General features: G+C 41.7%; 8 protein-coding genes and 2 pseudogenes. 4 read left to right on the top strand and 6 right to left on the bottom strand.

The features are described 5' to 3' along the window. From PN457_RS07950 to PN457_RS07940, 3 genes and pseudogenes are all read left to right on the top strand, one after another. Positions 1–121: pseudogene (locus PN457_RS07950) on the top strand (IS630 family transposase); the annotation flags it as partial. 602 nt (positions 122–723) lie between these two features. Continuing rightward, positions 724–1,350 (top strand): DUF3038 domain-containing protein, encoded by a 627-nt coding sequence (locus tag PN457_RS07945; protein ID WP_271732486.1) that lies wholly within the window; start codon positions 724–726, stop codon positions 1,348–1,350. A gap of 23 nt (positions 1,351–1,373) precedes the next feature. Beyond that, positions 1,374–2,813, top strand: coding sequence for a DUF4335 domain-containing protein (locus PN457_RS07940; protein WP_271732484.1), 1,440 nt, complete (start codon positions 1,374–1,376; stop codon positions 2,811–2,813). A gap of 68 nt (positions 2,814–2,881) precedes the next feature. Here the strand turns inward: PN457_RS07940 and PN457_RS07935 are convergent, their stop codons facing one another. Genes PN457_RS07935 through PN457_RS07925 form a run of 3 tightly spaced genes read right to left on the bottom strand, consistent with a single transcriptional unit; the run spans position 2,882 to position 3,976 of the window. Further along, positions 2,882–3,340 (bottom strand): ferredoxin, encoded by a 459-nt coding sequence (locus PN457_RS07935; protein WP_271732482.1) that lies wholly within the window; start codon positions 3,338–3,340, stop codon positions 2,882–2,884. Then, positions 3,340–3,726, bottom strand: coding sequence for a DUF1257 domain-containing protein (locus PN457_RS07930; RefSeq protein ID WP_271732480.1), 387 nt, complete (start codon positions 3,724–3,726; stop codon positions 3,340–3,342). Before PN457_RS07930 ends, PN457_RS07935 begins: the two co-directional genes overlap by 1 nt. 40 nt (positions 3,727–3,766) lie before the next feature. Further along, positions 3,767–3,976, bottom strand: coding sequence for a DUF2997 domain-containing protein (locus PN457_RS07925; protein ID WP_271732479.1), 210 nt, complete (start codon positions 3,974–3,976; stop codon positions 3,767–3,769). A gap of 674 nt (positions 3,977–4,650) precedes the next feature. Here PN457_RS07925 and bioU point away from each other — a divergent pair. Then, positions 4,651–5,655, top strand: a complete 1,005-nt coding sequence (bioU, locus tag PN457_RS07920) for a (S)-8-amino-7-oxononanoate synthase BioU (protein WP_271732478.1) — start codon at positions 4,651–4,653, stop codon at positions 5,653–5,655. Between the two features lie 41 nt (positions 5,656–5,696). On the opposite strand, the gene PN457_RS07915 is transcribed toward bioU, so the two are convergent. The 3 genes and pseudogenes from PN457_RS07915 to PN457_RS07905 all read right to left on the bottom strand — a co-directional run. Then, positions 5,697–6,503, bottom strand: a complete 807-nt coding sequence (locus tag PN457_RS07915) for a DUF6816 family protein (protein ID WP_271732477.1) — start codon at positions 6,501–6,503, stop codon at positions 5,697–5,699. A 127-nt stretch (positions 6,504–6,630) separates the two neighbouring features. Then, a pseudogene (locus PN457_RS07910) lies at positions 6,631–6,756 on the bottom strand (ChuX/HutX family heme-like substrate-binding protein); the annotation flags it as partial. A gap of 27 nt (positions 6,757–6,783) precedes the next feature. Continuing rightward, a partial coding sequence (locus PN457_RS07905) for an RNA-guided endonuclease InsQ/TnpB family protein (protein WP_271732476.1) occupies positions 6,784–7,543 on the bottom strand: 760 nt, incomplete at its 5' end.

Here is a 7,543-nt window from a genome sequence, read left to right as displayed (position 1 = left end):
TCCAGACCTGAATCAGATTGAAAAATGTTGGTCTTGGTTAAAAAGTCGAATCCGCAAAAAACTTGAGCAGTTTGATTCTTTACGAGATGCCATTGAGGATGTCTTACTTTTTGCGTCCTAACCTCCTTGGCGGTTGCTATAAATTACGTCGTTTTGGGACTGTCAAAGCTCCCCTACCCACCTTGGCTAAGGTCATACTTAGCTGTGTGGCTACTTAAGTTGGCATCTTTTGGGTTTTTCACCATATTTGCTGATGTTTTCTTATTTTAAGTGAACAGAAATGCTTTGTAAATACCTGTCAAAACCTTTTTGTTAAGGATACGACAGGATAAATCCTGTTGAGTCACGTTTCATCCCCTCGCGAAAGCGTAGGGGTTCTCACGCTCCCACTATATTCTGATAGGCAATAAATATCATGGGTGCGGGCAAGTAAATTTTTAATATCTAGTTATTAGTTGCTTTTATATAAATTAGCAATTAGCAATTAGATATTAACTAAATTCAGCAATGTTTATTTATACATGAATAAGGAAGCATTTAATTTATCAATAACTTCATGTGTTTTGTCAAGTAAATTGGTGGAAAATTGATTTTCCTCTAGTAAAGTAAGACAAAGACTATTGCTGTTGACTAAATGAGCAAAGCGATGGGAAACCAACCTTAATATTTAAGGGTCTGGTTTCAAAATGGGTAACAGCAACAGACCCTACAGACTGATCACCTATGCTAAACGTTATGCACTCGGCCGCCGATTCAGCCACACCAAATCCTCAGTGGGACGATTTAATTAAGCTTCCAGTCTCAAACACAGTTCAGTGGGAGAATATCAAGACCCAGTTAGACTTGGTGCTGTTAGCGCTAGAAACTTTCACTGGTATTGGTTCCGAAGCTATGTTGTCTGCGGCAATTAACCTGAATTTAGAGTCAAGAGTGCCAGACCGGGTAGCTTTATGGCGATTGCGTCAGTCTAATCCCCTACGCAGGGGACAAGGTGGACGAAAAAAGCTAGATGTAGAAGAAGCTCGAGCAATTGTTCTCATTACCTGCTACCTCGCCAAACAGCACCAGGAATTAATTCGCCGTGCTGTTGGTCTACTGGAAAAAATGGCGCAAAAGAATCGGGAGCAGCGGCTCGCCCCGCTTCGCTATCATCAGGCTGCTTTACTTGGAGATTATATCGATGCTTTCTGTAATACCTACCAAGAACGGATGGAAGAAGACGACCAAATAACCACGGATCTACTCACAAACTTAGCACTAAAACTGCTTGTGGATTTACTGTTTTATAGTGCGCCTGGTGGACACCGCCGTCTCTGGCTAGCACTAATAGAGAGTTCCAATTTTAGATAATCGTCTTCTTGGTCGTTTCTGCTATGCCACCATTTAATTCTGTCATTAGACGCTACGCACGCCCTAACTGTACCCTAGAAATATGGGCGCAAAGTTCGCCGTTGTCCCATTTAATGGGAAAAACTGTGATCAAGCAGCTAACCTTTGAGCTATATTTTGAGGATGCCCAAGGACTAGAAGCAGGTAAAATCGTCATTAGGGGCGATCGCGATCAACTAGAAATTTTGTGTGATGTTGTCACCAACTATGTACAAAAATTTCTACAGCAACCCCCAAATAACTTTTGGCTGAGTCTTTGTGAACCTCATGATTCCACGAAAGTATCTCATGATTCAGAGTTCACAGATTTTGACCAGACTCCACTACCGAGCGCTAAACCCTCGAAATCTTTTACCTCCCAAACATCTCAGAGCAAAATCTACTTAGAAGCAGACAATGATATAACTCATAATCTATTTCTTGGTTCTCTTTCTAACCCAACATCTGGCTCTGTAATTATATTGAGTTTGCTGCAACTTTTCGATTTAGCAACTGCTTTAGATGAGTATTCTGCTGATGTTATGGCCTTACCAAATTTAAATAACAATAATAAACTTTTGCGATTACCAGCTTGGTCTCCCATTGCCGCAGTCATGGTTTTAGGTGTAGGACTTATACCACTGACTTGGAACTTTGTCAATAATAGGCAAAATCAAACACAGATAGCGAAAACTGCTGTAAAACCGTCTGTGGATGTTCCCACACAGCAACCCGAAGTTACGCCCGCGGGTAATTTAACCTCTCCACAAACCTTAGCCTCGAACTCTCAAGTTACCACTGGCACATTCCCAGAACCGCCCCTAAAGCCATCTAATTCTAGCATCCTGACTAATCCCTCTTCATCCCTACCATCTGGGCCGGATCCAGTGTTTCTATCTCAGCCGTTCGCGCAGCGTAGCCTCTCTTCTGGATATACATTACCCAGTATCTCATCAGTTCCCTTGTCTGTTTCCACTAATCCCCAGCCAAATCAGAGTTCTTCGCCATCTTCAGCAGTCAATCTACAGCAAAGGGAAAACACAATCAATGGCTCTGCAAATATTGCTACTCCATCAAATAATAATAATTCATTAGTTGGTAGGTCAACGAGTCAACCGGTAACTCCCAAATCGGAAACTTTGGCCGCCGGTAGTCAGTTATTTGATATCCCTCAAGTAGCAGAAGCTCGAGAAATATTTACAAAGCGCTGGCAGCCACCTAGTGGATTTACACAAACACTAGAGTACAGTTTAATGGTTAATGATAATGGTAGCATTGACAAGATTTATCCCATCAATCAGGCTGCAAGAATATTCATTGAGGATGCGGGGATGCCTGAAATTGGTAAACCCTTTGTTTCTGCCAATAAAAAGGGAGAAATTATCAGAATTCGAGTCCTTCTCAGCCCTGATGGCAAAGTCCAAACATTTGCAGAAAATGAATAATAAATAAGCAGATAGCCGAGTTCTGGAAGAACTCGGCTATCTGATAGAGGTTTTCTGATGACAAGTTATTAAGAGTTTTTTGGAGGTTTTAATTTTTGTTTTTTACGCCGCCGTTGACTAGTAGATACAGCCTGTTCCACTGGATACCCCGCAATAGGTATTACCTGATATTTCCGCTCTTCTTCTAACTTTTTCAGTTCAGTGTAATCAACCCAATGGATGCAATCAACTGGACAAGTATCAATTGCCTCCTGAATGACTTCCTCTGAATCAGCATCTTGACGAATCACGCGCGATCGCCCATAATCCGCTTCAATGTAGAAGGTGTTACGGGCCACATGAGCGCAGTGTAAGCAGCCAATGCAGGTGATCTCGTCTACGTAAACACCCTTTTGACGCTGAACACCACCCAATTCCGGCTCTAAACCAGAGCGTTCTGGCTCATCCCGTAAGAAACCGCCTAACTCTGGTTCTGCACCGGAACGGTTGTTTTCTTCTTCTGACGGCGACGGCAGAAAATCAGCCATTACGCACTCCAGCGTTGTACTACTAAGCGAATTGAGCCATCTGGATTTTTTTGTTGTTCTGCCACTTCAAAGCCTACACGAGCTGTTTCTTTCACCACTGTTTGGTAAGCATAGCGTTGGGTTACTTGGCGCAAGAACCCATCCACAGATAAGCCTTGTTGCCAATATTGCAAGTCAGCCACCAATTCATATTCTTTGCCATTCCATCTAAAGCCGATGTCATAGCCATTTTCCTGCTCAATAGTGACTTCCGCAGGATGGGTTTGACCGCGATAGCCACGGACTTCCCGTGGTCCGGGTTTCCAGTCTATGCCCAATTCAGTGAGTGCATCTTTTAAAGAGTCCAGGTTACGGATTTGAGTCTTAATTTGGCTAAAATGTGACATGGCAGTGATTAATAAATGAGACTAAACTGTGAGGAAAAACTTACCAATCGCTGTATGTGGCTTGGGTATTAGCCACGGAGGATTGTTGCAACTGAGTAGCAAAAAATTCTGAGGTTGGCTCATGACTAAGTACTTGTCCTAGCTGTGCTTCTATTGCTGCTGTGACCTCAGCGCATGAATTGCCCATAATGCCAGTGACTTTTTCTTGTACTCGACCGTCTGGATAGATGATGAACTCTAATGTCTCCATACTTTTGGCCAACCATGATACGACTTTTGAACTTGACCGCCTGAGCAGCCGGCTAAAAATATAGCCCTGGGAACATTGTTTTAGATACAAACTTGGCATTTGCTAACTAATGTTCCATCTCTCAAAATATATATCTCAGAATCTTTACAAAATTTATTATTATTATAAGCACATACATCACTTATTAGTTAGTTTCTCTTAACCTCACTAATTAGTCAAGCTCACGATTCCTGTGAAAAAATGGGTAATAAAAACCCTGAAATCAAGCTATAGCAGTAGTTTAGCCCCTTTTATGCTTCACAAAAATATACTTTTTATTGAAAAAGTTTATCAGTACCATTGAATATATATTATTCTGTCCATAGATAACTTCAATGTGTGTGCTTTTACCCAGTGGCATTATTTAATATCTGCGCTCTGGGATACAATGTGATCATGTAATAGTACATATGTATTAAACGCTCTAGTTGCTGCTTTTTAGCAAAGCTAATAATAACAAATACCTATTAAATATTTTGGCACAGAGGTAAGTTAAATAATAAACATCCCTGTCTTGGGATCCAAGGTCAAATCAGCAAAATATTCTCGTAAAAAAAGCATTATTCAGCTAACCAAACCAGGATAATGGAGCATAATTAACCTTTATAGCCATCAGCTAACACGGTAAATTCACTATGAATACACAACTAACCAACCTACCTATCCGCGTCGGAGTTCTGGGTTTTGGTGGACTGGGACAAGCAGCCGCAAAACTCCTCTCCAGCAAAGGGGAAATGATCTTAGTCGCAGCAGGCGACCAAAAAGGCTACGCTTACTCTACAGAAGGTTTAAATACTCAACAATGTATTCAAACCTACCAATCTCAAGGTTCTGTGGGTTATTTAGAACCATTTGGGACATTAAGCAATAGCAGCATTCAAGATTTAATTGCGACAGGTCAGCCTGTAGATGGTTACTTTCTTGCCTTACCAAACCTCCCTAACGATTTTATCCCCTCAGTAGCCCAAGAGTTTATCAAATCGGGTTGGCGGGGTGTGTTAGTGGATGCTATTAAGCGTACCAGCGCAGTAGAACAACTTTTGTCAATGAAAGCAGAACTACAAGCAGCCGGAATCACTTATATGTCTGGATGTGGCGCTACACCTGGATTATTAACAGCGGCGGCGGCTTTAGCAGCCCAAAGCTACGCCGAAATTCACAAGGTAGAAATTACCTTTGGTGTCGGTATTGCTAACTGGGAAGCTTACCGGGCTACAGTTCGGGAGGACATTGGCCATATGCCTGGTTATACTGTAGAAAAGGCTAGGGCAATGACTGACGCACAAGTAGAAGCCCTACTAGATAAAACCAATGGCGTGTTGACTTTAGAGAATATGGAACACGCTGATGATGTGATGTTAGAATTTGCCGGCATTTGTTCGCGCGATCGCGTTACAGTTGGTGGTATAGTTGACACTCGCAATCCTAAAAAACCTCTGAGCACCAACGTTAAAGTTACAGGACGTACCTTTGAAGGTAAGATTTCCACCCATACCTTTACCTTAGGAGATGAAACCAGTATGGCGGCGAATGTTTGTGGTCCGGCCTTCGGTTATCTTAAAGCTGGTAAACAATTACACGATCGCGGTATTTATGGGATTTTCACCGCAGCCGAAATTATGCCCCAATTTGTGAAATAAGCTGCTAGGGGCTAGCCTCTAGCCCCTTCTGATATTTGTCCTCAGTTTGTGGGTGAAAATTCTAAGCGATACCGATAGAGGGCCACTGGATGAGAAGCCGCTCTAAAGTAATTTGGGTCTTGGGGTGAAAGATAAACAGCAGTTACTTGATCTGCGACGATGGTAGGATATAATGTAGCCAATTTATTGTAAGCTGTAGTTGATTCTACGGTATTGAAGTATGGACGCGAATCACCTTTAAATAGTTGTTGAAAAACTTCCGATGTGATAAAATTACCATCTGAGGTGGTTTCTGTAGCGCGGGCGCTAATGATAGAAACTAATTGGCGATCGCAAACTTTAGCCGTCAAGCATTCCCCACGTAAACGGGTAATTTGGCGATTAGGTGAATGTGGGTCTATTTTCACTGATAAAACAGCTTCTTCACCTAAATAAGCCTTAGCCAAATTTAAACTATTAAATTTTCTATCTGCTACTACAACTGATGATTGCTCGGCAATTTTCGGAATCAATTTTAACCCACTGCTAGGGGGTTTTTGTCTAATAAAACGCACGACAAAACTCACAGGTTGATTTAGTTGTTCGCGATTGGATTCAAATCCCGGGGTGACTATATCCGGTGCTAAAGGTGCAACCAAATCTACTAATGTACTTGTCACCTTCCATGAACCAGCCATCCAATCAGGATAAACCAAATCTCCTTGAGCAGTTTCCACAGATGTTATCTGTTCCCACTGGGGAAAATTTGCCAGGCGTTGAGACAATTCTCCTGCTGCTGCTGTACCATTGCATCCGAGTAGGCAGAAAATAACTAAGCTAAAAGTGCAAATCGCCCTGAGACTCAGCATGAATTTTATGGGATTTTGAAAGTGCTGATATTTTGATTGCTGTATAAATCAGAATGAATTAACCACGGATCTAGACACCTTAGCGGCTATGGCTATAGGGTACACAGATGTTTTTGTAGTTTAGCATTTACATCGGTGGAGGTTGCCAAACTTCCCCATATTGTTGCTGTAAACTTTGCCAAGCTTCAAGTCCAGGTTGATATTCTCCGGGTTTACCCCATTGCAAAAATAAACTTAAAGCAACTTCCTGCTTGTGCAACTTTTAAGCTAATCAAAGCGATTAAACTAGATTAACTACGGCATCCGTCAATTCTGACTCCTCAGAAAGCATGATTTCATCATGGGTCACGGTGAAGGCAGTTGCTTGCAAAGCACGCAATAAAATATTGCGTGCGCCATTTACATCACGAGAAATCTGTATTCCGCAATGTGGGCATTTAAAAATTTTGTTTCCACCTAATTTATAGTGAACATGACCGCAGTTACCACAGGTTTTTGATGTATATGATTCGTTACAAAGCACGACTATTACACCTTTTCTTTGTGCCGCTTGCTTAAGATGTCGCTCAAATTTGTAATGGGAAAGAGTCAGCATTTGCCGTACAGACTTACTGTTGATTTTGCGTTTCTTCCCGCTACGTCCTTTAATCACCATTTGACTAGAATCAAAGGTTGGTAAGTAAATTACTTTGTAGGAATTAACAAGCAAGTTAACAGCTTTGTTATGCAAATCCTTAATTAAATTCTGAATTCTTTCTCTGACACGATTAGCAGCAATACGCATCTTTCTACGTTGACGGCATCTTGTTTTGGCAGAACGACTTATGAGATTATCAAGGTGCTGACACAATCTTTGTATGCGTCCGATGTCTCCCGTTCCAATCTCTAAGACATTCTCGCCATCAAAACCAGTTAAGAAAGTGCGATTACCAGGGTCTAATGCTATTACCCTATCACTACCAGTAGGTACGGTTTCTTTATGTTGAGGAAAGCAGCCAAACCATTTACCACGACGGTAAACAAGCTCTGTGCCATATTCG

Origin of the sequence: Anabaenopsis arnoldii (assembly GCF_028331025.1) — a bacterium.
GTDB lineage: Bacteria > Cyanobacteriota > Cyanobacteriia > Cyanobacteriales > Nostocaceae > Anabaenopsis > Anabaenopsis arnoldii.
This window is presented reverse-complemented; position numbering and strand designations above follow the sequence as displayed.

Bases quoted from the DNA above. Each gene is read 5' to 3' on its own strand.
- bioU (WP_271732478.1), top strand. From the start codon at position 4,651: ATGAATACACAACTAACCAACCTACCTATCCGCGTCGGAGTTCTGGGT.
- PN457_RS07925 (WP_271732479.1), bottom strand. From the start codon at position 3,976: ATGGAGACATTAGAGTTCATCATCTATCCAGACGGTCGAGTACAAGAA.
- PN457_RS07935 (WP_271732482.1), bottom strand. From the start codon at position 3,340: ATGGCTGATTTTCTGCCGTCGCCGTCAGAAGAAGAAAACAACCGTTCC.
- PN457_RS07930 (WP_271732480.1), bottom strand. From the start codon at position 3,726: ATGTCACATTTTAGCCAAATTAAGACTCAAATCCGTAACCTGGACTCT.
- PN457_RS07945 (WP_271732486.1), top strand. From the start codon at position 724: ATGCTAAACGTTATGCACTCGGCCGCCGATTCAGCCACACCAAATCCT.
- PN457_RS07940 (WP_271732484.1), top strand. From the start codon at position 1,374: ATGCCACCATTTAATTCTGTCATTAGACGCTACGCACGCCCTAACTGT.
- PN457_RS07915 (WP_271732477.1), bottom strand. From the start codon at position 6,503: ATGCTGAGTCTCAGGGCGATTTGCACTTTTAGCTTAGTTATTTTCTGC.